A 24,963-nucleotide genomic window follows, 5' to 3' on the forward strand; every position below is an offset into this window, starting at 1 on the left:
CGTGAGGACGCGTGTGCCTACGCTGCGTCAGGCGGCGGTGGCGGCGAGGCTCCGCGCGTCGGTCCGTGCCGCGGCCGTGCCCGGCTCACCGGCGGCACCGGGCCGGCTGACGCCCGGCTGTCCGGCGACGGGCCGCGAGGCGGACTGCGGCGAGCCGGCGGACTGCCGGGGCGCGGCGGACTGCCGGGGCGCCCGGGCGGCGCTCAGCCCCGCCTGCGCGTTGTTCCACGCGCCGCAGGGCCAGGCGGCCCCGGCGCAGCTCGGGCTCGCGCAGACACGTTCGGCGTCGGGCTGGTGCGCGTCTGCCACCGCGGCGGCCAGGTCCCACAGCAGCGGATCGGTCACCTCCGCGGGGCGGTCGGTGACGCGGTCTGTGCTGGCTTCGGACATGATTCGGTCCCCCTGTCGTGAACGGCCCCCACATGTTTCCGGAAACCGCCCCGGCCAAACCTGCGCCCGCCAGGTCGCGGGCATAGGCTGGCCGTCGTGGCGAGGTACTACGACCTGCATCCGGACAACCCCCAGCCCCGCGTGATCCGGCAGGTGGTGGACCTGCTGCGCGCCGACGGGGTGATCGCGTACCCGACGGACTCCTGCTACGCGCTCGGCTGCCGGATCGGCAACCGCGACGGCGTGGAACGCATCCGCGAGATCCGGCGGCTCGACGACCGTCACCCGTTCACGCTCGTGTGCGCCGACTTCGCCCAGCTCGGCCAGTTCGTCAAGCTCAGCAACGCGGTCTTCCGCCAGGTCAAGTCCGTCATCCCGGGCAGCTACACGTTCCTGCTGCCGGCCACCGCCGAGGTGCCCCGGCGGTTGCAGGACCCGCGCCGGCGGGTGGTCGGGGCGCGCGTGCCGAGCCACACGGTGACCCAGGCGCTGCTGGCCGAACTGGGTGAGCCGCTGCTGTCCAGCACGCTGCTGCTGCCCGGCGAGGACGAGCCGATGACCCAGGGCTGGGAGATCAAGGAACGGCTCGACCACCTGATCGACGCCGTGGTCGACGCCGGTGACTGCGGGCTCGAGCCGACCACCGTGGTCGACCTGTCCGGCGAGGAGCCGGAGATCCTGCGTCGCGGCGCCGGAGACCCGGCCCGCTTCGAGTAACGATCACCGATTCCGCCCCGTCCGGGCGCCGTCGTGGGGCACGGTAGGGACCCGGGGGAACGGTGACGGGGGTACGGCGTGGAAGCACTCCTGCTGATCACGGTGCTCGGCGCGACAGTGCTCGTCGGGACCACGATCGGCGGTCGCTACAGCGTCGCGCCGCCCGTGCTGCTGATCGCCATGGGCGCGCTGATCGGCCTGCTGCCGCCGTTCGACAACCTGATCCTCGAGCCCGAGGTCGTGCTGGTGCTGTTCCTCCCGGCCATCCTCTACCGGGAGAGCCTGGTCATCAGCCTGCGCGAGATCCGCGCCAACCTGGTGGTGATCATCGGCCTCGCCGTCGTGCTGGTGATCATCACGATGGCCGCTGTCGCGTTCACCGCGCAGGCTCTCGGCGTGGCGGCGTCCGCCGCCTGGGTGCTCGGCGCGGTCCTGGCCCCCACCGACGCCGCCGCCGTGGCCGGCCTGGCCAAACGGATGCCGCGCGGCATCCTCACCACGCTGCGCGCGGAGAGCCTGGTCAATGACGGTACGGCGCTCGTGCTCTTCGCCGTGGCGGCCGGCGTGATCGCGGGCGGGACGGTGCCCGGGCCGCTGCTGCTCACCGGCGAGTTCATCGGCAAGTCGGCCGGCGGCGTGGCCGCGGGACTGCTCGTCGGCGCGGTCGTGGTGCTGATCCGCAAGCACGTCGACGACCCGATGCGCGAGGGCGGGCTGAGCATCCTCACCCCGTTCGTGGCGTTCCTGCTCGCCGACGCGGTGCACGCCAGCGGCGTGCTCGCGGTGGTGGTGTCCGGACTGTTGCTGTCCTACGCCGCGCCCCGGGTGATCCGGGCCCGCTCCCGGGTCACCGCGTTCGCGTTCTGGGACCTCTCCACCTTCATGATCAACGGCGGCCTGTTCGTGCTGCTCGGCACGCAGGTGCCGCGTTCACTGCGCAGCATCACCAGCCACTCGCCGGCCGCGTCGCTCGGCATCGCGGTGCTCGTCGCCCTGGTCGTGGTGATGATCCGGCTGCTCTGGGTGCACCTGTCGGTGTCGGCGCTGCAACGGGCGGACCGGCGGGAGTCGAGCCGGGCGCGGCACTTCGACTTCCGCATGCGTACCGCGGTGGGCTGGGCCGGGTTCCGCGGCGCCGTCTCGCTCGCGGCGGCGCTGGCCGTGCCGGTCACCATGCACGACGGAAGCACGGTACGCGAACGCGACCTGATCATCTTCGTCACCGTGGTGGTGATCGTGCTGATCATGCTGGTGCAGGGCACCACGCTGCCCGCGGTCGTGAGCTGGGCCGGCCTGACCGGCGACCGGGAACGCGACGACGAGGTGCGCTGGGCCCGGATCCGGGCCACCGAGGCAGCCCTGGAGGCGCTGCCCCGGGCCGCCAGCGACGTAGGTGCCACCCAGGACACGGTGGACCGGCTGCGCGCCGACTACGAGGACCACCTGGCCGCCGCGCGCGACCCCGGCGGCGAGGAGGCGGAGGGGGAGCGGCAGATGGCACGCCGGCTGCGGTTGCGGGTGCTCGACCACAAGCGGCAGGAGATCACCCGGCTGCGCAACACCAGGCAGATCGATGACGTGGTGCTGCGGCAGCTCCAGGCGGCCATCGACATCGAGGAGATCCGCCTGCTCGGGCCGGAGATGGAGGAGTGAACCGGCCGCCACCCGGAGAGGGTGGCGGCCGGCGTGGCTCAGCGCGCGTCGACAGCGACGACCGTGTACGGGGTGGTCGGAGTCGGCGGGGTGGTGAACCGGCCGTTCGGCAGGTAGAGCCGGCCGAGCGCGGCGGCCACCGTGGTCGGCACGTCGAAGCCCGGGTCGGTGATGACGCCCCGGGCGACGCCGGCCGTGCCGGCGCGGTTCAGGTCGACCACGGCGACCTGGTTGAGGAAATTCTGCACCACGTACAGCCTGCGGCCGAGCAGCAGCAGGCCGTCACCGTTGAGGAAGGTGGCGCCCGGCACGTCGACGGCGGTGGTGACGCCGGTGGCCGGGTCCACCCGGAACAGCGTGCCGGTGTTCGACTGCACGACGATCAGCGCCCGCCCGTCCGGGGTGGGCGCGATGCCGTTGAGGTTGACGCCGGTGCCGGTCTGCTGGAAGTCACCGGTGAGCGGCAGCGTGGTGAAACCGCCGGCGGGCGGCAGCGTGCCGCCGCGTCCGAGCGGCAGGCGGTAGAGCACCGGCCGGTTCGAGTCGGTGAACCAGGCGGCGTCGCGGGTGAGCGTCACGTCGTTGACGAACGTCGGCGCCTCGGCGAACCGATAGCTCGCGAGCACGGCGCCGGTGCGGGTGTCGACGACCCGGGCGTCCCCGGCGGTGCCGCCGGCGACGAAGAGCCGGCCCCGCGCGTCGACCTTCAGGCCGAGCGACGGGGTGCCGGTGGCGGGGCTGACCTGCTTGCCCGCCCCGGTGATCAGGTCGGCGCGGTAGATCTCACCGGTGGCCCGCGACCCGAACCAGGCGTAGCGGCCGGCGGCGGCGACGCCCTCCGGCTGGAAGCCGTCCGGCAGCGCGATCACGCTCGGACGGCGGTCGTGGGCGGCGGCGGGGGCCGGGGCGGCGGTGGTGACGAGGGTGGCGGCCAGGGCGACGCCGAGGACGGTCCTGATGCGTCGGTTCACTGTGGTCCTTCCGGACGAAACGGTGGAACAGGACCTGCCCCACTGTACGGTCGCCGGCCGGCGACCGCCGGGGACGCGACCCGGCACGGTGCTCCCGTGCCGGGTCGCGCCGACTGTCAGCCGGCCGCGCAGGCCGGCGTGCCGGAGGGCGCCGTGCCGGTGCCCTGGAATCCGAACTCGGTGGTGCCACCGGCACCGACCTGACGGTTGTAGTCCACGTTGCGGAACGTCACCGCGCCGGTGGTGCCGCTGGCCTGGGCGCTCCAGGTGTTCGTGACCGCCGAGCCCGACGGCACGGTGAGCGACACGGTCCACCCGTTGAGCCCGCTGGAACCCGCGGTGATCCGTACGTTGGTGACGAAGCCGCCCGGCCACTGGTTGGTGGTGATCGTGGCGGTGCAGGCGCCGGTCGGCGGCGGCGGAGTCGTCGTCGGCGGCTCACTGGTCGGCGGCGTGCTGGTCGGCGGCGTCGAGGTGGGCGGGGTGCTGGTCGGCGGCGCGGTGGTGGGCGGCGGGGTGCCGCCCTCGTTGAGCGCGTTCAGCACGGCGGTGTACGCCTGCTTCTTGTTGCCGCTGCCGTCGAACAGCAGCGGGGTGCCGCTGGCCCGCCACGAGTCGGTGTCGCGGATGCCCCACACGGTGATGCCGTTGCAGCGCGCCACGGCCAGGCAGTCCCGGGTCACGTTGCCGTACGAGGTGGCCTGGCTGCTGCCGGAGCCCTCGATGTCCAGCTCGGTGATCTGCACGTCGACGCCGAGCGCGGCGAAGTTCTGCAGCGTGGTGCGGTAGTTGCTCGGGTACGGCGACCCGCTGTTGAAGTGCGACTGGAGGCCGACGCAGTCGATCGGCACGCCCCGGGACTTGAAGTCCCGCACCATGTTGTAGACGCCCTGGGTCTTGGCCCAGCTCCAGTTGTCGATGTTGTAGTCGTTGTAGCAGAGCTTGGCGCCCGGGTCGGCGGCGCGCGCGGCACGGAACGCGGCCTCGATCCAGTCGTTGCCGGTCTGCTGGAGGTTCGAGTTGCGGCGGGCGCCGCTGTTGCCGTCGTCGAACGCCTCGTTCACCACGTCCCAGGAGTGGATCTTGCCCCGGTAGTGGGTGGCGACCTGGGTGACGTGGTTGATCATCGCGTCGCGCAACGCGCTGCCGGACAGGCTTCCCGTCCACCCGGGCTGCTGCTGGTGCCAGAGCAGCGCGTGGCCGCGCACCCGCATGCCGTTGGCCTGGGCGTGCGCGACGAGCCGGTCGCCGTTGGTGAAGTTGAACTGGTTCCGGGACGGCTCGGTGGCGTCCCATTTCATCTCGTTCTCGGCGGTGACCATGTTGAACTCGCGGTTCAGGATGCCGACGTACGTGCTGTCGGACAACTTGTTCACCGCCACCGCCGTGCCGAAGTACCGGCCCTGCTCCGCCGCCGACGCGCCGAGCGTCGTGCCGGCGCTGGCGCTGGTCGCCACCGCTATCGTGGCGGCGACCATCGCGGCCCCCGCCACCATCGCGACCACAGCGGTCCGCGGGCGTGACCGGGCTGCCGCGCTCCCGCTGCCGCGGGCGAGCACCTTGTCCATCTGAACGCCTCTCTAGCCTGTCAATGGGATCGGCTCGCCTCGGCCACCGCCCGCCACGATGTCGGCTCCGCGCGGTCGCCCGGTGGCCGCGCCAACTCGGGGAGCGACTCCCCGGCACATCGTGAGTGGATCGAAGCGAATCTCTGCCCGGAGCCTACCGGAAGCGTTCCGAAAACTTAATCACCTCGATGCATCGACATCGGGGCACGCGGTGGCGGGTGGAGGGCGGGAATCCGAGGGCGGGCGCGGGGGGACGGGCGCGCGCACCGCCGGCCGCGACTCCGGAAGTTTCGGGAATCGCCGGTTCTGCCGGTTGAGTGGATCGCGCCCGCGGGCTGATGCTGTGCCAATCGACCGTAGACGATGGAGGAGGTCCCGGAGGATGCGCCGACCCGCGCTCGTCGTACTCGTCCTCGCCGTCCTGCTGACCGGCGCTCCGGCGGTCGCCCGGGCCGGCGTCGCCACTCCACCGGCCGGGCCCGCCGCGCTCGCCGGGATCCGCACGCCCGGCACCGCCTGGGAGCACGACCCGGCCACCGGCCGGCTCACGGTCACCGCCGACGACACGGTACGCGGCAGCGAGCTGGCCGCGCTGCGCCGGACCGCGGCCCGGGCCGGCGCGGTGCTGCGCCACGAACCCGGGCGGCTGCGTACGCTCATCGCCGGCGGTCAGGCGATCTACGGCGGCGGCGGGCGCTGTTCACTGGGCGCGAACGTGCGCAGCGGCGCCACCTGGTACTTCGTCACCGCCGGACACTGCACGCGCCTCGCCGCCACCTGGTACGCCGACAGCGCCCGCACGACGGTGCTGGGCAGCCGGACCGGCAGCAGCTTCCCCGGCAACGACTACGGCGTGGTCCGCTACACCGGAACCGCCGCCCACCCGGGCGCGATCCACACCTACCCGGGGCAGGTCACCGTAACCGCCGCCGGCAGCGCGTACGTCGGGCAGGCGGTCTGCCGCAGCGGCGCCACCACCGGCGTACGGTGCGGCACCGTCACCGGGCTGAACGCCACAGTCAACTACGCCGAGGGCAGCGTCACCGGGCTGATCCGCACGAACATCTGCGCCGAGCCGGGGGACAGCGGCGGACCGCTCTACGTGGCCGCGACCGGCGTCGTCCTCGGCGTGCTGTCCGGCGGCAGTGGCAACTGCACGAGCGGTGGCACCAGCTACTACCAGCCGATCCTGGAGATCCTCGCCGCCTACGGCCTGACCATCCCCTGACCGGCCGCGCGGGCGGCCCGCCGCGCCGCCCGCGCGCAGTTGCGCCGTCCGGTCAGGCGTCGCCGGGTACGGCCATCTCGCCCAGGCGCGACCAGTCCTGCTGCGGCACCGTCACGTTGACGATCCGGGGCGTCTCGGCCAGGTGTGGCGGCAGCGTGCGCTGGGCTTCGCGGAAGTGCTCCGACTGCACGTGCGCCGCGCCCGCCTCGTCGTCGCGGAACGCCTCGACCAGCACGTACTCGGTCGGGTCGTCCAGGCTGCGGGACCAGTCGAACCACAGGCAGCCGGGCTCGGCCCGGGTCGCGGCGGTGAAGTCGGCGGCGATCCGCGGCCAGTTGTCGGCGTCTTCGGGGCGGACCCGGAACTTGGCGGTAATGAAGATCATGGGATCAGGCTACCCAGGGCCGCCGGTGACCCGCGCCCGATCAGCTCTTGGCCGCCGGGCCGAGCAGTTCGGCCGCCCGCCGGTCGGCGAACGCGGTGACCGCCTGCTGCCCGGCGCCGAACACGATGGCCAGGCCCAGCAGCGCGGCGGTGCTGCTCACACTGGTCTCCACCAGGCCGCCGATGACTAGCATGATGCCGACCACCGCCACCAGCGGGCCGACCGCGAGCTTGAGCAGCCCCTGCTGGAACGGCAGCTTGTAGGGCAGCCCGCCGGACCGGGACGTGATCATCGACGGCAGCGCGCTGAGGAACGCGCCGAGCGCCCCGGCGATCAGCACGAAGAACAGCAGCCGCCAGGCCGGTACGCCACCGGCGTCGGTCGGCGCCTCCAGCAGCCGGACGTCGTGGCTGAGCCACTGCACCAGCACCACGAGGATCTCCGCCACCAGCGCGAACACCGACAGCCCCAGCATCCGGTTGCGCAGCCGCCGCGCCGACTCGTGGAACTCGTCGGACGCGGAGTGGAAGCGCAGCAGCAGCGCCTGCACCCGGGCGCGCAGCAACTCCACGGGCACCCCGCCGGTCGCGGTGTCGAGGTCGCTGAGCACCTTGTCGTCGGCCGGCAGCACCTGCGCCGCCGCGCTGCGGTACGCCGGCAGCAGCCCGGCCAGCTCGTCCGGGCTGCGCAACCCCACCATGGCCCGCTCCACCGAGTGGATGGTCTGCCACGCGTACTCCAGGTTGCCGCCGCGCAACCACTCGACCACGCCGCTGCGTCCGAGCACCACCTCCACCCGGGACAGCTGCGCGCGCAGCGCCTCGGCCCGATCGGGGTCGCGCGCGGACAGCACCGCGAGCTGCTGGTACAGGTCGTCGAGTTTGGTCCGTACGCGGACCTGCCACACCGCGCCGGGAACCGGCGTGGCGGGCCGGGACGGCCCGCCCTCCGGCGTGTTCCGGGGCTCGGGTATGGCCTCCGGCTGGGTCTCCTGCTCGATCATCCTGCCCCACCTCTTTCCCCCACGCCGCCCGGACCTGCTACCAGTATTCGCAGGTCAGAGCCATAATGGCTAGAGCACACCGGACAGTCGACCCGGCTCGCGGAGGCGGCGGATCCGGCCCGACGGACGAGGCCGGAGCGCTCGGGCGGTCGGTAGCCTGAGCCGGTGACCGTCTACGCCCTCGCGCAGCTCACCATCCACGACCGGGCGCGCTACGACAGGTATGCCGCCGCCTTCCCGCCGGTGCTGGCCCGCTACGGCGGTCGGCTGCTCGCCGCCGACACCAGCCCGCGCGTGGTCGAGGGGGAGTGGCCGCACCACAAGGCGGTGCTGTTGTCGTTCGACAGCCGGGAGGACTTCGAGCGCTGGTCCACCTCGCCGGAGTACCGGGAGATCTCCCGGGACCGGGAGGCGGCCACCGAGGGCGTGGTCCTGCTGCTCGACGGGATCGGTCACGCCTGGCCGGCCTGACGACCGGTCAGAGCCGGTGGCGTACCCACACGTTGGGCTCCACGTACGCGGCGTGGTCGTGGTCGACGTCGACGAGCACCGGCGTCAACGCACCAGGCACCCGCACCGGCCCGGAGGTGTCGAACGGCAGCCCGGTCCAGCGCCGCCAGTCCGCGAGCGTCCCGGTCACCGTCATCGACCGGGGCGCGACCCGCTCGATCACCCCGCCCGCCCGCACGTGCACCCGCAGCCACGGATCGGCCGGCAGACCGTCGGGGCGGCGGCGGGCCGCGTACTCGGTCATCGGCACGTCCGGGGCGTCGGCCTTGCCGTTCGGGCGCACCGGCGCCACCAGCGTGTCGAACCCGGCGCGGGCCACCGCCGCGCGCATGGCCGCGAGCATCAGCCCGGACACCCCGCCGCCGCGCCGGTCCGGGCGCACGCAGATCTCCAGCGCGGACACCAGGTTGGGGGTGGACCCGGTGAGCCGGCCGAGCGTGGCCCGCTGGATCACCCGGTCCCAGCCGCCGTCGGGCAGCTCGTCCTCCGTCCAGCGCAACGGCGCCGCGTAGCCCCGGGCGACGGCCCGGCCCGGCTCGGCCGGGTCGACGGCGGCGAAGACGAACTCGGGGTACGTCTCGTGTGCGACGCCGTAGTAGAGCGCGCCCATCGGATCCCAGAGCATGAACGGCGGCCAGGCGCCGTCGAAGTCGGTGTCGAGCAGCGGCGCCAGGTCGGGCCGCTGCGCCAGGGTCACGATCTCCAGAGTCACGCCGGGGAGGCTAGAGCCGCGCGGCCCGGACCGCACGCCGATTACCGCCGCGCCGCTGGTTAGGCTGCCGGCATGGCAGATCCGTTCCGGGTGCGCGTCACCGTGCGCGGCTACGAACTCGACACGCAGGGGCACCTCAACCAGGCGGTCTACCTCCAGTACGCCGAGCACGCCCGCTGGGAGTGCCTGCGCGCCTCCGGCATCGGCCAGGACCGGCTGATCGCCGGCGGCGTCGGACCGGTCGCGCTGGAGGTGACTGTGCGTTACCTGCGGGAGCTGCGCGGCGGCGACGAGGTCGACGTGACCTGCGAGTTCCACTGGGGCGAGGGCAAGACGTTCCGGATCGGCCAGGAGTTCACCCGCGCGGACGGCACCCCCGTCGCCTCGGTGTCCGGCGTCGGCGGCCTGCTCGACCTCGCCGAACGGCGGCTGGTGCCCGACCCGCGCGAGCGGTTCCGGGCACTGGCCACCGACCCCGCGCCGATGAGCCTGTAGCGCCCGGTCAGCCCGCCGCGCGCAGGTGGGCGAGCACTGCCAGCACCCGCCGGTTGGTGTCCTCGTCCGGCGGCAGGCCGAGCTTGGCCAGGATGTTGCCCACGTGCTTGCCGATCGCCGCCTCGGTCACGTGCAGCCGCGCCGCGATCGCGCTGTTGGAGTGGCCCTCGGCGACCAGGCCCAGCACCTCCCGTTCACGGGGGGACAGCGCGCCGAGCGGGTCGCGCGGGCGGCGCAGCAGGTGCCGCACCACGTCCGGGTCGACGGCGGTGCCGCCGGCCGCCACCCGGCGCAGCGTCGCGGCGAACTCCTCGACGTCCGCCACCCGGTCCTTGAGCAGGTAGCCGACCCGGTTGCCGTCGCCGCTGTCGAGCAGCGCGGCGGCGTACCCGCTCTGCACGTGCTGGCTGAGCACCACCACGGCGAGGTCCGGGCGTTCGGCGCGCAGCGCGACCGCCGCCCGCAGGCCGTCGTCGCGGTGCTGCGGCGGCATCCGGATGTCGGTCACCAGCAGGTCGGGCCGGTGGGTGCGGACCGCGTCGAGCAGGTCCGGGGCGGAGCCGACGGCGGCGTCCACCGCGAAACCGAACCGGGTCAGCAGGCCCACCAGGCCCTCCCGGAGCAGCACCTCGTCCTCGGCCAGGACGACCCGGATCACGGACGGCACGGCAGCTCCACCCGCACGAGGGTAGGCCCACCGGGCGGGCTGGACAGCAGCAGCCGCCCGTCCACCGCCGCCACCCGGTCCGCGAGCCCGGTCAGACCGGTGCCGCGCGCCGGGTCGGCGCCGCCCCGGCCGTCGTCGCGCACCTCCACCACCAGCAGTCGTTCGTCGCGGATCAGGCGCACCTGCGCCCGGGTCGCCCCGGAGTGCCGGGCCACGTTGCCGAGCGTCTCCGAGACCACGTACCAGGCGGTGGTCTGCACCAGGTCCGGCACCGGGCGGGTCAGGTCGGCGTGCACGGTGACCGGGACGACCGACCGGGCGGCCAGATCACCGACGGCGGCGGCCAGGCCGAGTTCGGTGAGCTGCTGCGGGCGGATGCCCTGGACGATCCCGCGCAACGTCACCATCAGCTCCTTGGCCTGCTCGTGCGCCGCCGCGAGCGGCTTCGCCGCCGGGGAGCCGTCCGGCACGTCGAGGCGGGCCAGCCCGAGCTGGAGGGTGAGGCTGGTCAGGCGCGGCTGCACGCCGTCGTGCACGTCCCGCTCGACGCGGCGGCGCTCGGCCTCGTAGGCGCTCACCAGGCGGGCCCGGGACCGGGTCACCTCGCGCAGCGCCGTCCCGCCGGGCGCGTCGTCGAGCAGCAGGCGAGCCACCGCCGCCTGGGCCGCGACGAGCAGCCCGGCGAGGTAGACCAGCGCGGGGACCGCCAGCAGACCGGCGACCGCGTACGGCACCGCCTCGGCGGGGGAGTCGACAGTGGCCCAGATCAGCACGATGCGGTCCTCGCCGCCGGCCAGCCACGGACCGGCCACCAGCGCCACGTCCAGCAGCACGAGCAGACCGAACATCCCGTACGCCAGCGGCACCGCCACACCCAGCACCGCCAGGTACGCGCCCTCCCGCCACCCGTCGGCGGTGGTGAAGCGGGCGACGAGTCCCCGCCATTTCGGCGCGGTCACCGGGCGGTCGTCGACCAGGCCGAGGCGCCACCGCTCGACCGCCGCCACCGGCGCGCCGGCCAGCGGCGCGAACGCCACCACCGTCAGTGCCAGCACGGCCAGCACCGCCAGCGCCGTGGCGTCGACCGGGCGGCCCCGCCGCAGCGCGCCGGCCACCAGCAGCAGCGGCGCGGCGACCACCGCCGCGCCGAGCGCCGCCGTGCCGGCCAGGGGCAGGGTCGTGACGGCGTACGCCAGGGCCCGCCACGGCCACGCGGACAGCAGGTAGCGGCGGCGGCGCAACGCGCCGGCCAACCCGTGATCAACGGTCATGGCCCGACGCTAGCCAGGCCACACCGTGCTTCCCAGCCGGCTGGACCCCGCTTCCCGGGTAGGTCTGGCCCTACCTCGAACCGGCCCGCCACGCCCCGTGCGCCGGGGCGCCCCGAGACCGTGCACTCGTCGGGTGAGAAACCGTCTCGCGGGCGCCTGCTGGCTGCTCGCCGCCGTGTCGTTCCTGGCCGCCAACGTCCTCGTCGGCCTGGCCTGGGACCAGCCCCGGTTCAGCTGGGCCGAGCACAACATCAGCGACCTCGGCAACGTGACCTGCGGCGTGTGGGACACCAGCCGGCCGCGTCCGGTCTGCTCACCGTGGCACGCGGGCATGAACGCCGTGTTCGTCGCCGCCGGGCTGCTGCTCGCGGTCGGCGCGCTGCTCGCGCGCCGGGCGCTGCGCCCGGGCCGCGCCGCGACCGTCACCGTGGCGTCGGCAGTGGCCGCCGGGTCCGGGTACGTGCTGGCCGGTCTCTACCCGGCCGACGTGGACGAGAACCTGCACGTGCTCGGCGCGCTGCTGGTCTTCGCGCTCGGCAACGCGGCGCTGCTGGCCGCCGCGCTCGGCCGGTCGCCGCTGCTGCGTGAGCTGCGGACCGTCAGCGCGGTCCTGGGTCTGCTCGGGCTGGCCGGCACCGTGCTGTTCCTGGCCCGGGTGGACGCCGGCATCGGCGTGGGCGGCATGGAGCGTGTCGCCGTGTTCCCGCTGTTCGCCTGGGTGACGGCGGCCGGGCTGCGGCTGCTCGGGTTCCGTCGGTCCCGGCCCCTATCCTGACCGGATGGAGCTGGTGTTCAGCGGCGAGGTGTGGTTCTGGCGCGGCCCGGCGCCGTACCACTTCGTCACGGTGCCCGACGAGCAGAGCGCGGCGATCGAGGCCGCATCGGCGTCGGTCACCTACGGCTGGGGCATGATCCCGGTGACGGTCCGCATCGGCGGCACCGACTGGCGGACGTCGCTGTGGCCCAAGGACGGCCGGTACGTGGTGCCGCTGCGGGTCGCGGCGCGCCGGGCCGAGGGCATCGAGCTGGGTGACCGGGTCGACGTGCGGCTGACGGTGGACGTGTGACCGGGCCGGAGCTGGCCGAGGCGGGCCGGCTGCTGGCCGCCGCGCGCCGGCCGGTGGTGTTCACCGGGGCCGGCATGTCGGCCGAGAGCGGCGTGCCGACGTTCCGGGACGCCCAGACCGGGCTGTGGCAACGCTACGACCCGCAGGAGCTGGCGACACCGGCCGCGTTCCGCGCCGACCCGGCGCTGGTCTGGGGCTGGTACGAGGCACGCCGGCGCGGGGTGCGCCGGGCCGAGCCGAACCCGGGGCACCGGGCGGTGGCGGCGATCGCGGCCCGGCTGCCGGACACCGTGGTGATCACCCAGAACGTCGACGACCTGCACGAGCGCGGCGGCGTGCCCGCCCCGGTACGCCTGCACGGCAGCCTGTTCGCGCCCCGCTGCTCGGCCTGCGCCCGGCCCGCGCCGCTGCCGTCGGACCTGCCGCCGTCCGCCGGTCCGCCGGAGCCGCACGGCGGGGCGGAACCGCACGGCGGGGCGGAATCGCATGCGCCGGAGGCGCACGACGGGCCGCTGGACCCGCCCGCGTGCGTCGACTGCGGCGCGCCGGTGCGGCCCGGGGTGGTGTGGTTCGGCGAGGCGCTGCCGTCGGCCGCGCTCGACGCGGCGGTCGAGGCGGCCTCCGGCTGCGACCTGCTGCTGACGGTGGGCACCTCCGCGCTCGTGCACCCGGCCGCCGAGATCCCGCTCGTCGCGGCCCGTCTCGGCGCGCCGGTGGTGCAGGTGAACCCGGTACCGACGCCGCTGGACGCGATCTGCGCGGTGAACCTGCGCGGCCCGGCCGGCGAGGTGCTGCCCGCGCTGGTCCGCGCCGCCTGGCCGGACGACGCGGTCGGCTGAACTGACCGCAGGCCAAGCCCGGCGTGATCCCGGGAATCGCCCGATCGCCCGCCCTGCGCCGCCTACCGTCGGCGCAGGAGGTGGACCGGCGGAGGGCGGCGGGCGTGGGACGCGAACGGGTGCGACGACGGCCGCGCGCGCCCCGGCCGGGGCCGGACGAGCGCCGGGTCACGCCCTTCGAGATCTTCTTCGACCTGGTCTTCGTCTTCGCGCTCACCCGGATCATGGCGCTGATCGAGCCGCACCCGACCCCGGCGGGGATGGCCAAGGGCCTGCTCCTGCTCGTGCTGCTCTGGGTGGCGTGGTTGTCGTACACATGGTTGGGCAACCACACGCCCGCCGACGTCGGGGTGGTGCGCGGCGGGTTCCTGGTCGCGATGGCCGCGTTGTTCCTGGCCGCGCTCGCCATGCCGCAGGCGTGGACGCCGGGCCCGGGGCTGGACGGTCCGTTGATCGTCGTGCTGGCCTACGTGGTGCTGCGCGCGGTGCACCTGACGCTGTTCCACTGGGCCGCGGCGGGTGACCCGGAACTGCGCGCCCGGATCCGGTTCTTCGCGTGCGTCAGCGCCGTCGGCTGGGTGCCGCTGCTGCTCGGCGCGCTGCTGGACGGTGCCGCGCACGCGGCGCTGTGGGTGCTGGGCTTCGCCGTCGAGGTGGCCGGGCAGCGGCTGTCGTACGCCCGCCGGGGCGCCTGGCCGCTGCGCAGCCCGACGCACTTCGCCGAGCGGTACGGCCTGGTGCTGATCATCTCGCTGGGGGAGTCGGTGGTGGCCGCGGGAGTGGGCGCGGCCTCGGCGGTCACCGAGCCGTCGGTCCTCGCCGTGGCGCTCGTCGGTTTCGTGGTGACCGTCTGCCTCTGGTGGCTCTACTTCCGCAGCACGTCCCCGGAGGCGGCCCGGGCGCTCGCCGCCGCACCGGCGGCGCGTCGGGACCGGATGGCCGCGGACGCCTACAGCCAGACCCATCTGCTGCTCGTCGCCGGCGTCATCTACCTGGCGCTCGGCATCGAGCAGGTGCTGGAGCACGTCGCCGACCCGGAGGCCGGGCCCCGGCTGAACCGCTCGGCCGCGGTGGCGCTGTTCGGTGGCGCGGCCGTCTACCTGGCCGGACGGCTGCTGTTCCGGCGGCTGACCGGTCAGCCGGTGGGAGCGGCCCGGCTGGCCGTCGCCGGTGCGGCGTTGCCGCTGGCCGCGCTCGGGACGGCGCTGCCGCCGCCGCTGGCGCTGGCGGCGCTGGCCGGGCTGTTGCTGGTCGCGATCGCCGTCGATCGGCGCGGTGAGCCGTCCGCCGCCGGGCGGTCGGCGAATCAGCCGGTAGGCCGGGTCGCCGGGGGCGGAGGGTGAGCCTCACGCGTCGCGCGGCGCCCGCTTCGGGAAGACGGTGTACGCGACCGGCCAGAACACCAGCCAGCCCGCCATCACCACGGTGAGCCGGCCGGCCCACGCCCACAGCTCGGCGGTGCGCTCGCCGTCGCCGACCAGGGCGATGCCGCCGAGCAGCACGGCGCAGGCGACCGCCCAGCCGATCATGCCCTTGCCCCACTCGCGCCACTCGTGCCGGGCCCGCGCCATCCCGTACTTCGGGGCCCGGCGCGGGGGAGGCCCGCCGGCGAACCGGTGCGCGAACCGCTCGTCGGCCCAGCGCACCATGCTGTGTCCGAACGCCACCGAGAACCCGAGGTACGCGGCGGCGAGGCCGTGGGCGAACGTGGCTGTCGCGCCCCGGCGCAGGTCGATCATCGTGGCGGCCAGCAGCACGAGATCGACCACGGGCACGGCGATCAGCAGCGCCGCGCCGAGGCGGGGCCGGCGCAGCGGGTACCGGGCGATCAGCCCGGCGAGCAGCACCACCCAGAACGCCACCTCGCATCCGACGATCACTGCCACGAGCATGCGGCCTCCTTTTTTAGTACGCTGTGCGATAACCGTAGCAGCGTTCGTCGACCAGGTTCCGGAGGGGCCCGTGCCCAAGATCGTCGACCACGACGCGCGCCGTGCCGAGCTGGCGCGGGCGATGTGGCGGGTCGTCTACCGCGACGGCGTCGGCGCCGCCACCGTGCGCAGCATCGCGGCCGAGGCGGGCTGGTCACCGAGCGCGCTGCGGCACTACTTCACGACCCAGACCGAACTGCTGGTGTTCGCCATGGAGCACGTACAGGCCGAGGCGGCCGAGCGGATCGCCGCCGACGACCGGACCGGCAGCCCCCACGAGGTCGCCCAGCGGGTGCTGGAACACCTGCTGCCGCTGGACCGGCAGCGCGTCCGCGAGGCCGAGGTGTGGCTGCTGCTCGCCGCGCGCGCCCAGACCGACCCGGCCGCGCGATCCCGGATGGCCGAGGCGGACGACGGCATCCGCCGCGCCGCCGAGTTCGCCGTCTGCCTCCTCACCGGGGAACCGGCCCCCGACCCCGAGGCGGTCGCCGGGCTGCACGCCCTGCTCGACGGGCTCGCGCTGCACGCGCTGCTGCACCCCGAGCGGATGCCACCCGCGCGCGCCCGGGCGCTGCTCGGCGCGCACCTGGACACGCTCGCCGCGCCCTGACCGCCCCGGCCGCGTCCTGAGCGACTCAGTCGCCCGGACGCCGGCCCATCGCCGCGCCCAGCTCGGCGCGGCTGGCGATGCCCAGCTTGCGGTAGACCCGGGCCAGGTTCGCCTCGACCGTCTTCGGGCTGATGTAGAGCGCGTCGGCGATGAGCCGATTCGTCTGCCCCCGGGCGGCGAGCCGGGCCACCCGCTCCTCCGTCGCGGTGAGCGCCGTCGGGGCCGGGGTGCGGGCGCCGATGCGGCCCAGCTCCGCCCGTGCCCGGTCGGCGAACGCGGACGCGCCGAGCGCGTCGAACTCGGCCACCGCCGCGTCGAGCGCCGCCCGCGCCTCCCGCCGCCGCCGCACCCGCCGGTACGCCCGCCCGGCCGCGAGCAGGCAGCGGGCCCGGTCCAACGGCAGCACCGCCTCCGGCACCGTGGCCCGGGCCTGCGTCAGCGCGTCCAGCGCCTCGCCCGGGTCCGCGCCCGTCGCGCCGGCCAGCAGCACCCGGCTGCGGGCCAGCCCGAGCGTCGTCCACGGCCGCGGCAGCCGCGCGTGCCGCCGGGCCAGCCGGTCCAGCGCCGCGTGCGCGGTGTCCAGGTCACCGGCGCCCACGCACGCCTCGATCCAGTCCGGCTCGAACCGCTGCCCCAGCGGCTCGACGATGCCCGAACCGTCCAGGTCGGCCGCGAGCGAGCCGTACGCCGCCGCGGCCGTGACCCACTCGCCCGAGGCGAGCGCCACCAGCCCGGTGAGCTGGTGGTGCAGCCGGCGGCTCCACGCGTCGCCGAGGTCGTCGTCGCGACGTAGCCCGGCGGCGGTGGCACCCGCCCGCGCCAGCCGGCCCCGGTGCGCGTCGAGCATGCCGGCCAGCCAGCTCTCGCCCACCAGGCCGGTGCCGAGCTGCTCACCCAGGTCACGGGCGTCTGCGATGTGCGTACCGGCCTCGGCGAACCGCCCGGCGAGCAGTTCCGTCTCGCCGAGGTGGGTGAGCGCCTCGTGCCGCAGCGGGTCGTCCCCGCGCGCCACCGCCCGGTCCAGCATCAGGTGCAGCCGGGCCCGGGCCCGGTCGTGGTCGTCGACGGCCTTCCACCAGATCGCCGGCACCGAGCCGGCCAGGTAGGACGGTTCGCCGGCCTCCAGCGCCAGCGCCCGGTCGAGCAGGCCGGTCGGCGCCTCGCCACCGGCGCGTACCTCGTGGAAGAAGAACAGCAGCAGCGCGGCGGTGAACAGCGGGCGGTGGTCGTCGCGGTCGGAGAGCCGGGCGATCGCCGCCCGCGCGTGCGCCCGCGCGGCCTCCGGCTGGTCGTGGAACATCGTCAGGTGCGTGTGGATCCGCCCGGCCAGGTCCCCGTCCGGCCCGGCCGCGGCGAGCGCCTGCTCGGCCACGCGCACGGCGGTGACCAGGTCGTCGGCGCACCAGGCGACGAGGGCGCGCAACAGCAGCGCCTCACCCCGCTCGGCGCCGGTCAGCTCCTCGGCCGCGGCCTCGGCGGCCCGGCCGGCCGCCGCGTAGTCCCCGCTGTCGATGCGGCACTGCACCGCGTCGAGGCGACGCCGGTTGCGGTCGGCGGTGGCGGCCTGCGGGGTCAGCTCGGCCGCCCGGGCGTACCAGTCGGCGGCGAGCGCGGGCGCGCCGCGTATGCGCTGCCGGGCCGCCGCGGCGGCCAGGTCGGCGGCGACGTCCGCGTCCGGCGCGACAGCGCACCGGGCCAGTTGCCGGGCCCGCTCGTCGGGGTCGGCGACCGCGCGGGCGAGCACCGCGTGCAGGCGCCGCCGGGCTCCCGGCGGGATGCTCTCCCGGACCGCCGCAGCGTACCGGGGGTGGGCGAAGCTGATCCGGCTCGGCGTGACCACGACCAGCCCGGCGTCCTCCGCCGCGTCCAGCGCGCCGGGCGGCATGCCCGCCGCCGTCAGGTCCCGCATGTCCGGCACGGTCAGCAGCGCGGCCAGCCGGACCGCCTCCCGGCTCGGGCCGGGCAGCGCCCGCAGCGTCTCGGCGAGCAGCCGGCGCAGCGACGACGGTACGGGCAGGTCCTCGTCGTGCGCGGGCGGGCGGGGCAGCCGCAGCACCGCCCGGGCCAGTTCGACGGCGAGCAGCGGGTTGCCGTCGGCGTCGCGTGCCAGCCGCTCGACCAGCGGGCGGCTGAGCGTGCCGCCGAGGCGGGCCTGAAGGATGCGGTGCAGGTCGGGCGCGGGCAGCGGCGGTACGTCGGCGCGCAGCAGCGGGTGCCGGCCGGTCGGGTCGTCGTCCAGCCCGAGCGGCACCGGCGTCGCCGGGGTCTCGCCGGTGCGGTGGGTGGCCAGGACGGCGGGCCACCGGGACAGCCGGCGCAGCGCGAACCGCAGCGCCCGGGCGCTCGGCAGGTCCAGCCACTGCGGGTCGTCGACGGCGAGCAGGAGCCGGGGCGCGTCCGTGACCGCCGCGTCGAGCAGGGTGCGGGTGGCGGCGCCCACGGCCCGTTCGTCGACCGCCGCGCCGTCGTGCTCGCCGGTCAGGAGCACCATGTCGGCCGCCGCGCGTTGCGGCGCCGGCAGCCCCGGTAGCGCGTCGGCCAGCGGGCGCAGCACGTCCGCCAGCGCCGCGTACGGCAACGCGCTCTCGGCCTCGGTGGGCGCGGCGGACAGCACCCGCCAGCCGGTGCGCCGGGCGTGGTCGAGCACTGCTCGCCACAGCGTCGTCTTGCCGATGCCGCTGGGACCGTCGAGGAGCACCGGAGTGCCCGCCGCCAGGGCGCGCCACACCCGCTCGACGACCGCGTCGCGGCCGACCAGTGCGGCGTCCATGGCGGGATGGTGGCACAGCCGCGCCCCCGAACCCAGCGTCGGCGCGGCCTAGCCCGGAACCTGTCCGCATATCGAGACGGGCGGGATCACCTCCTGGTTGCGGTAGACGTCGGCGCTCCAACTCGGCCCGCTGGTCGCCGCGATCGGCGGGATCCGGGGCGCCCGGGACGGGCTGAGCAGGCTGAGGAACTTGTTGATCACTTGGACGACGGGTTCCAGGATGCGGTAGCCGATGCCGAACCTCGCCCGTACGCCGAGGCCGACGCCCCGGCACACCGCGTACGGGGCGCCGAGCGCGGACCCGATCGTGGCCCCGTACGAGGTGACCAGCTCGAACCAGATGCCGGCGGTGAACAGGAACGCGCTGATCCCCATGGTGAACCGCACGCCGTGCCGGACGACCAGCCCCATCACGCCGACCGGCACGCCGGTGAGCGAGTCGAGCAGGCTCACCCGGCGCGCGAAGCCCTCCGTCACGCGCGAGCCCACCTGGCCGTTCGCGTAGCCGAACCCGAGCTTGCCGGCGAGGGCGTACTCGCCGGAGCCGCGGAACGTGCCCAGTTTCGCGCCGAACGCGGTGGCCACCTCCAGCGTCTGGCTCACCGTGAACGACAGCGGCAGGCCGGCGACCAGCCCGATCGGGAACGCGATGTCGACCGGGACCGGGAACGTCCTGCGGTGGTTCTGCCCGCCGTCGACGCCGGCGGTGAAGTCCACCTTGATGCCGAAGCCACCGCCGATCTCCAGCTCGGCCCGGGTCACCTTGCCCGCGCCGATGGCCAGGTGGAACGACGCGGCCGGGCGGCCGACTGTGAGCGTGACGGTGCCGGCGAGCCGGACGCCGCCGTCGTCGTACGTGAAGTGCGTGCCGACGCCACCGGCGCAGCAGAACGTCCGTACCCGGTAGCCGTGGGCGCTCGCGGCGGCCTGCCCGCCCGGCGCGGGCGGCGGCTGCGCGGGCGCGACGGCGAGCGGCCGGGATCGGCCGAGCGTGCCGCCGGCCGCCGCGGCGTCCCGGGTCCACGACGGCTCGCCTGCTACGTAGACGGTCGGCTGGTCGAGGGTGACGTCGTCCCCGCCGAACGTGCCGTCGCGGATCACCTCGGTGAGTGTGACCGGGCCGATCGTGACGACCAGGTCGCCGCCTTCCTCGGCCAGGTCGAGCACCCGGCCCACGCCGCGCCCGGTGAGGAACATGACCCGGCCGGGCGCGAGCCGGTCGGCGTCGCGCGCGCCGGGGTCGAGCCGCCAGGTCAGCCCGTCCGGGCTCACCGACCGCACGGTGCGGCTGCCGCCGCCGACCAGCACCACGTCCGGTTGCAGCGTGACGTCCTTCCCGGGCGCCGGCGCCTGCCCGTACCGGGGCTGCCCGTCGTCGGCCGCGTCGGCCGGGCCGGGCGTGGGGCCGCCGCAGCCGGTCACCGCCAGCAGCGCCGCCACGCCGGCCGCGAGCAGCCGACGGCCGCGCACCGGCCGCCTCACATCCGGCCGGCGACGGTACGGGCGAGCCGTTCCAGCGGCGCCCGGTTCTCCTGCGGGTCGTTGAGCCGCACCAGCCGCACCGCGACCCACAGGTCGCCCTTGCGCAGGAAGAACGCCTCCGCGGTGAGCAGGGCCTCGTCGGCAGTGCCGGCCAGCTCACGGATCTCGTGCTCGAGTTGCCGCTCGATGTCGAGGTACTTCTTGGCGCCGTCACCCACGAACACCTCGACCTGGGCGGTCGGCCCGCTCGTCGGCCCCGTGTAGGTGCACGACTGCCCGGCGGCGACCGGCTCGTCGAGGGGCGTGCCGGCGAGACGTTCGGCGTCGGCCTTGGACACCAGCGCGCAGGCGTCCGGCCCGGCGGCGTCGTCCACCGGTTCGGCGCTCGGCTCGGCCGGCGCCTCCCCGGTCGGGTCCGCGACCGGCGAGCCCGCGCCGGGCGCGGCGGAACCGGCGGCCGGCGGTTCGTCGCCGCCGCAACCGGCCGGCGCGGTGAACAATGTCGCGGTCAACGCGAGCGCGATCAGTCGACGGGTTCGCATGCCGGCCCCCGCTCAGGCCGGGATCGCGTCGAGCGTGCGGCGCAGGATCTGCTCGTTGCCGGCGGTGCCGCCGCCGAAGCTGCTGATCGTCACCGTGTACGTGCCCTTGCCGTCGATCAGCACCGCCTCGCCGCGCACGTCCTTGACCGCGAGGTAGCCCCGCTCGCCCCGGTCCAGGTCGATGACCTTCTCGTACTGCTGGCCGGCCTGCTCGTGCTGGTAGTCGTAGGTGGCCTTGCCGGCGGTGGCCGAGGCCGTGGTGACCGCCAGCTGGGCGATGCCGTCGCCGAACGAGCAGTTGCCCTCGTCGCGCAGCTTCCGGTCGACCAGTTCGGAGACCTGGGCGGCGGTGAACGGGCACGGCGGCCGCACGTCGTCCACCGCGCCCGCGTCGGTGTCGCCGCCGTCCTCGCCCGCCACGGTGTCGGCCGCGCCTCCGTCGAGCACGTCGCCGCCGGAGTCGCACCCGGCCGGCGCGAGCAGGGCGAGCAGCAACAGGGGCAGCGCCAGGCGGGCGCGGTGGAGACGGGCGGTCCGGGCCGGTGTGAGCGCGTCAGTTGCCATGCCTGCGACGCTAGGCGCGACGTCACCGCCGGTAATCGGGGGTTTCCCTATGCGGTGACCTTGGCGGCAGGCTCGCGCGCCCCGGTAGGCGGCGTGTCCGGGCCGCCGCGCCGCCCCACCCGGACGGCGAGCCGATCCAGGTAGCCGACCATGAGCGCGACGAACAACACCACGAACAGGATCAGCATGGGCAGCGGCAGGACCAGGCCCAGCGGAAGCTCGCCCCCGGCGCCGAAGGCGCGGCCGGCGATCATCTGCACCAGCGCGGGAGCGGTGAGGCTGTCCGGGCCCCGGCCCACGAGCATCGACCACAACGGCGACTGGGCGTGTGCCAGCCAGGTCGGCAACGCGGTCACGGCCAGCATCGGCAGCGCCGGCAGCAGCAGCGTACGGCCGGCGCCGCCGCCGGAACGCCACCGCTCGTGCTGGCCCCGGAACAGCAGCGTGAACGCGAACAGCGCGGGCACCGACAGCCAGGTCGGCGGCACCAGGCCGAGGAACAGGCCCAGCTGTTCGCGCTCCGTCGTGCGTTCGAAATTGGCGATGGCCAGCGGGCCGGCGCCGACGAACAACCACGGCGCGAACGGCACCAGCAGCAGCTCGCTCCAGCGCCCCAGCGGGCGCAGCGCGCCGATCCCGAAACCGGCCAGCGCCGCGACCGTCACCGCGACGAGTGTGGACAGCAGCGGCGGCACCCAGGTGTTGGCGAACAGGTTCGCCGTCTCTACCCCCTTGGGCAGGGGCCCGGTGTCGGCGGAGAAGTTCCGCAGCCACGGCAGCGACGCCCAGACGGTCACGCCGAGGACGACGACGAGCGCGACAGCGGTCAGCCCGACGAGCAGCGGCCGGCGGCCGGTGAAGGACTCCGCCTCCCGGACGGCCGGGCCGTCCCGCCAGCCGTCGAACTCGATGCGCAGCCGGGTGGCCAGGATGAGCGCCGCCGCGGCCAGCCCGAGCAGCCCGAGCAGCACCAGCAGCAGCGTCGACGTGGCGGACCCGACACCGAAGCGCATCGTCCGGAAGGTGGTCTGCACGGCGGTGAACACCGGCGTCGCAGTGGATTCGCCGCGCGGCCCGCCGCCGGTCAGGATCACCGGGGCGGTGTAGGTCTGCAGGGCGGCGGCGAGGACGCCCAGGCCGAGCAGCCCGCCGACGGTCAGCATGGCGGGCGCGGGCCGCTGGTCGGGGTCCCGCCGGCGCAGGGCGCTCAGGTACAGCGTCGCGGCCACCGCGACGACCAGCCCGAACGTCACCTGTGCCAGCGCCGAGACGAGGAACGTCCGGGGGGACTGCAGATCCTGGGTGAGGGTGCCGTCCTCGATGCCCTCGGCGCGCCGGCCGAGGTACACCGCGACCGGCGCGTACGCGGCGAGCGGCAGCGCCAGCACGCCCCGGGTGACCAGGCGGGCGACCCGGCCGGCCCGGTCGGCGAGGACTGCGAGCAGCGGCGCGGCGAGCAGCGCCACCGCCAGCGGGATCAGGGCGAGCAGCACCGCGAACCCGACCTGCCCGGCGAAGCCGGAGATGAGGGCGGCCTCGTAGTTCGCCGTACCGGCCGACTCGCCCGAGCCGCGCGGCCCGTCACCCTGGAAGCTGCGGGCCACTGTGGACAGGGTGGGCAGGACGTACGACCAGACCCAGGCGATCACGGCCGGGACGATCAGCGCCAGCCCGATCAGGGTCCGCGCCGGGCGGTTCGGCTGGGTGTGCTGGGGTGCTGGCGCCTGCGGTGTTGCCGGCTGATTCATCGGGACATCCACCCTCGAAGATCGACGATCACGGCCGTCGCGACGGTAACCGATGCCGTCCACGTCGGCAGCGCGACCGGACCGCTGCCGGGCGGGGCGGCTACTGTCGCAACCGTGCGGAGCAAGCAGGAGCTGACCACGGCGATCCGGGGACGACGGCGGGCGGCGCTGGTGGTCAACGCCCACTCCCGCCGTGGCCGGCGGCTCTACGACACCGTCCACGCACGCCTGCGCGCGGCCGGGTTCACGCTGCTCGGCGCGTACCCGGTGGACCGGCCCGGCGAACTGGACCGGGTGCTCGCCGAGGCCGCCGACCTGGGCCCGGACCTGCTGGTCACCGGCGGCGGCGACGGCACCGTCGGCGCGGCCGCCCGGCTGCTCGCCCACCGGGACGTCGCGCTGGGTCTGCTGCCGCTGGGCACCACCAACAACTTCGCCCGCACCGTCGGCGTGCCGCTCGACCTGGACGCCGCGATCGCGGTGCTCACCGACGGCAAGGTGATCGACGTCGACCTGGGCCTGATCGGCGACACCCGGTTCACCAACCACGTCGGGATCGGGCTGTCCGCCGACATCATGCAGGCCGCGCCGCCGGGGCTGAAGCGGGCCGCCGGGCGGCTCGCGTACCCGATGACCGGGCTGGGTCTGCTGGCCCGGCACCGGCCGCTGCGCGTGACGGTCCGCGCCGAGGGACGCGAGCACACGTTCACCACCCATCAGGTGTACGTGGCAAACGGCGGTTTCCACGCCGGCCGCCCGATCACCGCCGACGCCACCGCCGACGACCGGCTGCTGGTCGCGTACCCGGTGGGTGGGCCGACCCGGCGCGGGCTGCTGCGCGAGACGGCGCGCAACGCGGCGGCCGGCCACCGCCGCACGCTCGGCGACGAGCCGTTCCTGGCGGTACGCCAACTGTGGCTGGACACCGACCGGCCGGCCCGCATCGAGGTCGACGGCGAGCCGTACGGGCAGACCCCGGTCCGCATCGGTCTGGACCCGAACGCGCTGCGGCTGATGGCCCGGGCGGACAGCCCGGACCACTGAGCCGGTCAGGCCCAGTGCTCCTCGTCGGGCAGCGGGATCTCCGTGTTCTGCTCCACCGCGTCGGCGGCGGTCAGATCGTCGCGCACCGACTCGCCCAGGCCCGCCCGGTCGCTCGGCGGGCGCAGCACGCCCTGCTCGGCCAGGTCCGCCTCGCTCGCCTCGGGCACCGCCCTGTCTACCGTGTCGGGTGGCCCGACGAGCGTCTCGTCCTGCCGCTGTTCCTGCGCGTCGGCCTCGGGCGGGCGGCGCAGCGCGTCCTCGCTCACGCGGTGCGCCGCACGTACGGGGCGCTCTGGTCGGCCACGTCGCCGTACTCGGCGGGAAGCTGCGTGACGACCTGGGTGTACGCGGCCGGGTCGACGGCGTCGCGCAGCACGTCGAACACCGCCGTGATGCCGTCGCGGGCGGCGTCCACGTCCACGTCGGCGCGTCCGCTGACCCGCTCCACGAACACGTCGAGCCCGAACGGCTCGGCCGCCTCGGCCGGGCCGAACGCGTAGGCCCGCAGCGCCTCGGGCAGCTGGTCGGCAAGGTCGCGGGCCTCCCCGCCGTCGATCCGCTCGGCCAGCGTCGTCAACGTCGCCCGGGTGATCGCCGTGGCCTGCTCCGCGGACGCGCCGCACCGCCGGGCCACCGCGCCGATGAACTGATCCTGGTCCATCTCGCCGCCTTCCTCCGCTGGGATTGCCGGATTCCCACGCTGGACGTCGGCAAACGGGTCGCGAGCCCGAGGCGCCGGCGCCGCCGGGCCGGGGGTAGCGTGCAGCCCGGAACCCGCAGCAAGGAGGCCCCGACA

The 24,963-nt window shown here is 75.2% G+C and carries 27 protein-coding genes; 11 read left to right on the plus strand and 16 right to left on the minus strand.

Translation table 11 applies throughout. From position 1 onward, the window contains the following. Window positions 1-27: 27 nt before the first annotated feature. Entirely contained in the window at window positions 28-390 is a 363-nt protein-coding gene (locus A4R25_RS05630; RefSeq protein WP_064445852.1) for a hypothetical protein, read from the minus strand. Between the two features lie 96 nt (window positions 391-486). Here A4R25_RS05630 and A4R25_RS05635 point away from each other — a divergent pair, with 96 nt between their 5' ends. Both A4R25_RS05635 and A4R25_RS05640 read left to right on the plus strand, forming a co-directional pair. Continuing rightward, window positions 487-1,107, plus strand: a complete 621-nt coding sequence (locus tag A4R25_RS05635; protein ID WP_064445853.1) for an L-threonylcarbamoyladenylate synthase — start codon at window positions 487-489, stop codon at window positions 1,105-1,107. Between the two features lie 78 nt (window positions 1,108-1,185). Further along, a complete protein-coding gene (locus A4R25_RS05640; protein WP_231915433.1) occupies window positions 1,186-2,760 on the plus strand; it encodes a Na+/H+ antiporter in 1,575 nt (524 codons plus the stop codon). A 38-nt stretch (window positions 2,761-2,798) separates the two neighbouring features. On the opposite strand, the gene A4R25_RS05645 is transcribed toward A4R25_RS05640, so the two are convergent. Next, on the minus strand, window positions 2,799-3,731 hold the full coding sequence (locus A4R25_RS05645) for a hypothetical protein (RefSeq protein ID WP_064445854.1): 933 nt from the start codon (window positions 3,729-3,731) through the stop codon (window positions 2,799-2,801). 116 nt (window positions 3,732-3,847) lie between these two features. Beyond that, window positions 3,848-5,299, minus strand: coding sequence for an endo-1,4-beta-xylanase (locus A4R25_RS05650; protein ID WP_064445855.1), 1,452 nt, complete (start codon window positions 5,297-5,299; stop codon window positions 3,848-3,850). Window positions 5,300-5,681: 382 nt separating this feature from the next. Between A4R25_RS05650 and A4R25_RS05655 the strand changes: the two genes are divergently transcribed. Next, complete coding sequence (locus A4R25_RS05655; RefSeq protein ID WP_064445856.1) at window positions 5,682-6,527, plus strand: S1 family peptidase; 846 nt, start codon at window positions 5,682-5,684, stop codon at window positions 6,525-6,527. Between the two features lie 52 nt (window positions 6,528-6,579). Here the strand turns inward: A4R25_RS05655 and A4R25_RS05660 are convergent, their stop codons facing one another. Beyond that, a complete protein-coding gene (locus tag A4R25_RS05660; protein WP_043323822.1) occupies window positions 6,580-6,912 on the minus strand; it encodes a putative quinol monooxygenase in 333 nt (110 codons plus the stop codon). Between the two features lie 40 nt (window positions 6,913-6,952). Continuing rightward, window positions 6,953-7,915: a hypothetical protein gene (locus A4R25_RS05665; protein ID WP_064445857.1), complete on the minus strand. Its 963-nt coding sequence runs from the start codon at window positions 7,913-7,915 to the stop codon at window positions 6,953-6,955. A 165-nt stretch (window positions 7,916-8,080) separates the two neighbouring features. On the opposite strand from A4R25_RS05665, the gene A4R25_RS05670 reads away from it, so the two are divergent. After that, entirely contained in the window at window positions 8,081-8,386 is a 306-nt protein-coding gene (locus A4R25_RS05670; RefSeq protein ID WP_043323825.1) for a DUF1330 domain-containing protein, read from the plus strand. 7 nt (window positions 8,387-8,393) lie between these two features. On the opposite strand, the gene A4R25_RS05675 is transcribed toward A4R25_RS05670, so the two are convergent. Then, window positions 8,394-9,137 (minus strand): hypothetical protein, encoded by a 744-nt coding sequence (locus A4R25_RS05675; RefSeq protein WP_064445858.1) that lies wholly within the window; start codon window positions 9,135-9,137, stop codon window positions 8,394-8,396. 72 nt (window positions 9,138-9,209) lie between these two features. On the opposite strand from A4R25_RS05675, the gene A4R25_RS05680 reads away from it, so the two are divergent. Then, window positions 9,210-9,632, plus strand: coding sequence for a thioesterase family protein (locus A4R25_RS05680; RefSeq protein ID WP_043323829.1), 423 nt, complete (start codon window positions 9,210-9,212; stop codon window positions 9,630-9,632). 7 nt (window positions 9,633-9,639) lie between these two features. On the opposite strand, the gene A4R25_RS05685 is transcribed toward A4R25_RS05680, so the two are convergent. Both A4R25_RS05685 and A4R25_RS05690 read right to left on the minus strand, forming a co-directional pair. Then, window positions 9,640-10,299, minus strand: a complete 660-nt coding sequence (locus A4R25_RS05685) for a response regulator transcription factor (RefSeq protein ID WP_043323831.1) — start codon at window positions 10,297-10,299, stop codon at window positions 9,640-9,642. After that, complete coding sequence (locus A4R25_RS05690; protein ID WP_064445859.1) at window positions 10,287-11,570, minus strand: histidine kinase; 1,284 nt, start codon at window positions 11,568-11,570, stop codon at window positions 10,287-10,289. Before A4R25_RS05690 ends, A4R25_RS05685 begins: the two co-directional genes overlap by 13 nt. A gap of 133 nt (window positions 11,571-11,703) precedes the next feature. Here A4R25_RS05690 and A4R25_RS05695 point away from each other — a divergent pair, with 133 nt between their 5' ends. The 4 genes from A4R25_RS05695 (at window position 11,704) to A4R25_RS05710 (ending at window position 14,819) form a co-directional block, all read left to right on the plus strand. After that, a complete protein-coding gene (locus A4R25_RS05695) occupies window positions 11,704-12,345 on the plus strand; it encodes a DUF998 domain-containing protein (protein ID WP_064445860.1) in 642 nt (213 codons plus the stop codon). A 4-nt stretch (window positions 12,346-12,349) separates the two neighbouring features. Further along, the gene (locus A4R25_RS05700; protein ID WP_064445861.1) at window positions 12,350-12,637 is read left to right on the plus strand and encodes a DUF1905 domain-containing protein; all 288 of its coding nucleotides are present in this window, start codon (window positions 12,350-12,352) and stop codon (window positions 12,635-12,637) included. Further along, entirely contained in the window at window positions 12,634-13,476 is an 843-nt protein-coding gene (locus A4R25_RS05705) for a Sir2 family NAD-dependent protein deacetylase (protein WP_064445862.1), read from the plus strand. The genes A4R25_RS05700 and A4R25_RS05705 overlap by 4 nt, the downstream gene beginning before the upstream one ends. A 104-nt stretch (window positions 13,477-13,580) precedes the next feature. Further along, a complete protein-coding gene (locus tag A4R25_RS05710; protein WP_064445863.1) occupies window positions 13,581-14,819 on the plus strand; it encodes a low temperature requirement protein A in 1,239 nt (412 codons plus the stop codon). 3 nt (window positions 14,820-14,822) lie between these two features. On the opposite strand, the gene A4R25_RS05715 is transcribed toward A4R25_RS05710, so the two are convergent. Continuing rightward, the gene (locus tag A4R25_RS05715; RefSeq protein ID WP_064445864.1) at window positions 14,823-15,368 is read right to left on the minus strand and encodes a hypothetical protein; all 546 of its coding nucleotides are present in this window, start codon (window positions 15,366-15,368) and stop codon (window positions 14,823-14,825) included. A 70-nt stretch (window positions 15,369-15,438) separates the two neighbouring features. Here A4R25_RS05715 and A4R25_RS05720 point away from each other — a divergent pair, with 70 nt between their 5' ends. After that, window positions 15,439-16,017 carry a TetR/AcrR family transcriptional regulator gene (locus A4R25_RS05720; protein WP_064445865.1) on the plus strand — a complete coding sequence of 193 codons (579 nt, stop codon included), beginning with the start codon at window positions 15,439-15,441 and terminating at the stop codon, window positions 16,015-16,017. A gap of 25 nt (window positions 16,018-16,042) precedes the next feature. On the opposite strand, the gene A4R25_RS05725 is transcribed toward A4R25_RS05720, so the two are convergent. Genes A4R25_RS05725 through A4R25_RS05745 form a run of 5 tightly spaced genes read right to left on the minus strand, consistent with a single transcriptional unit; the run spans window position 16,043 to window position 23,123 of the window. Beyond that, window positions 16,043-18,787 carry an AAA family ATPase gene (locus A4R25_RS05725; RefSeq protein WP_064445866.1) on the minus strand — a complete coding sequence of 915 codons (2,745 nt, stop codon included), beginning with the start codon at window positions 18,785-18,787 and terminating at the stop codon, window positions 16,043-16,045. Between the two features lie 48 nt (window positions 18,788-18,835). Further along, window positions 18,836-20,257 (minus strand): hypothetical protein, encoded by a 1,422-nt coding sequence (locus A4R25_RS05730; RefSeq protein ID WP_064445867.1) that lies wholly within the window; start codon window positions 20,255-20,257, stop codon window positions 18,836-18,838. 8 nt (window positions 20,258-20,265) lie between these two features. Then, on the minus strand, window positions 20,266-20,811 hold the full coding sequence (locus tag A4R25_RS05735; RefSeq protein WP_064445868.1) for a hypothetical protein: 546 nt from the start codon (window positions 20,809-20,811) through the stop codon (window positions 20,266-20,268). Between the two features lie 12 nt (window positions 20,812-20,823). After that, window positions 20,824-21,375, minus strand: coding sequence for a hypothetical protein (locus A4R25_RS05740; RefSeq protein ID WP_064445869.1), 552 nt, complete (start codon window positions 21,373-21,375; stop codon window positions 20,824-20,826). Window positions 21,376-21,422: 47 nt separating this feature from the next. Next, a complete protein-coding gene (locus A4R25_RS05745; RefSeq protein WP_231915434.1) occupies window positions 21,423-23,123 on the minus strand; it encodes a sugar ABC transporter permease in 1,701 nt (566 codons plus the stop codon). 114 nt (window positions 23,124-23,237) lie between these two features. Between A4R25_RS05745 and A4R25_RS05750 the strand changes: the two genes are divergently transcribed. Continuing rightward, complete coding sequence (locus A4R25_RS05750; RefSeq protein WP_064445870.1) at window positions 23,238-24,167, plus strand: diacylglycerol kinase family protein; 930 nt, start codon at window positions 23,238-23,240, stop codon at window positions 24,165-24,167. 5 nt (window positions 24,168-24,172) lie between these two features. On the opposite strand, the gene A4R25_RS05755 is transcribed toward A4R25_RS05750, so the two are convergent. Together A4R25_RS05755 and A4R25_RS05760 are read right to left on the minus strand one after the other, a co-directional pair. Continuing rightward, window positions 24,173-24,433, minus strand: a complete 261-nt coding sequence (locus A4R25_RS05755) for a hypothetical protein (protein ID WP_064445871.1) — start codon at window positions 24,431-24,433, stop codon at window positions 24,173-24,175. Further along, window positions 24,430-24,828, minus strand: a complete 399-nt coding sequence (locus A4R25_RS05760) for a DUF2267 domain-containing protein (protein WP_064445872.1) — start codon at window positions 24,826-24,828, stop codon at window positions 24,430-24,432. The genes A4R25_RS05755 and A4R25_RS05760 overlap by 4 nt, the downstream gene beginning before the upstream one ends. Window positions 24,829-24,963 lie beyond the last annotated feature (135 nt).

Origin of the sequence: Micromonospora sp. NBRC 110037, assembly GCF_001652995.1 — a bacterium.
GTDB lineage: Bacteria > Actinomycetota > Actinomycetes > Mycobacteriales > Micromonosporaceae > Micromonospora > Micromonospora chalcea.

Coding starts and splice junctions, on each gene's coding strand:
- A4R25_RS05630 (WP_064445852.1), bottom strand. CDS start 390: ATGTCCGAAGCCAGCACAGACCGCGTCACCGACCGCCCCGCGGAGGTG.
- A4R25_RS05650 (WP_064445855.1), bottom strand. CDS start 5,299: ATGGACAAGGTGCTCGCCCGCGGCAGCGGGAGCGCGGCAGCCCGGTCA.
- A4R25_RS05655 (WP_064445856.1), top strand. CDS start 5,682: ATGCGCCGACCCGCGCTCGTCGTACTCGTCCTCGCCGTCCTGCTGACC.
- A4R25_RS05660 (WP_043323822.1), bottom strand. CDS start 6,912: ATGATCTTCATTACCGCCAAGTTCCGGGTCCGCCCCGAAGACGCCGAC.
- A4R25_RS05665 (WP_064445857.1), bottom strand. CDS start 7,915: ATGATCGAGCAGGAGACCCAGCCGGAGGCCATACCCGAGCCCCGGAAC.
- A4R25_RS05680 (WP_043323829.1), top strand. CDS start 9,210: ATGGCAGATCCGTTCCGGGTGCGCGTCACCGTGCGCGGCTACGAACTC.
- A4R25_RS05690 (WP_064445859.1), bottom strand. CDS start 11,570: ATGACCGTTGATCACGGGTTGGCCGGCGCGTTGCGCCGCCGCCGCTAC.
- A4R25_RS05700 (WP_064445861.1), top strand. CDS start 12,350: ATGGAGCTGGTGTTCAGCGGCGAGGTGTGGTTCTGGCGCGGCCCGGCG.
- A4R25_RS05715 (WP_064445864.1), bottom strand. CDS start 15,368: ATGCTCGTGGCAGTGATCGTCGGATGCGAGGTGGCGTTCTGGGTGGTG.
- A4R25_RS05725 (WP_064445866.1), bottom strand. CDS start 18,787: ATGGACGCCGCACTGGTCGGCCGCGACGCGGTCGTCGAGCGGGTGTGG.
- A4R25_RS05735 (WP_064445868.1), bottom strand. CDS start 20,811: ATGCGAACCCGTCGACTGATCGCGCTCGCGTTGACCGCGACATTGTTC.
- A4R25_RS05740 (WP_064445869.1), bottom strand. CDS start 21,375: ATGGCAACTGACGCGCTCACACCGGCCCGGACCGCCCGTCTCCACCGC.
- A4R25_RS05745 (WP_231915434.1), bottom strand. CDS start 23,123: ATGAATCAGCCGGCAACACCGCAGGCGCCAGCACCCCAGCACACCCAG.
- A4R25_RS05760 (WP_064445872.1), bottom strand. CDS start 24,828: ATGGACCAGGATCAGTTCATCGGCGCGGTGGCCCGGCGGTGCGGCGCG.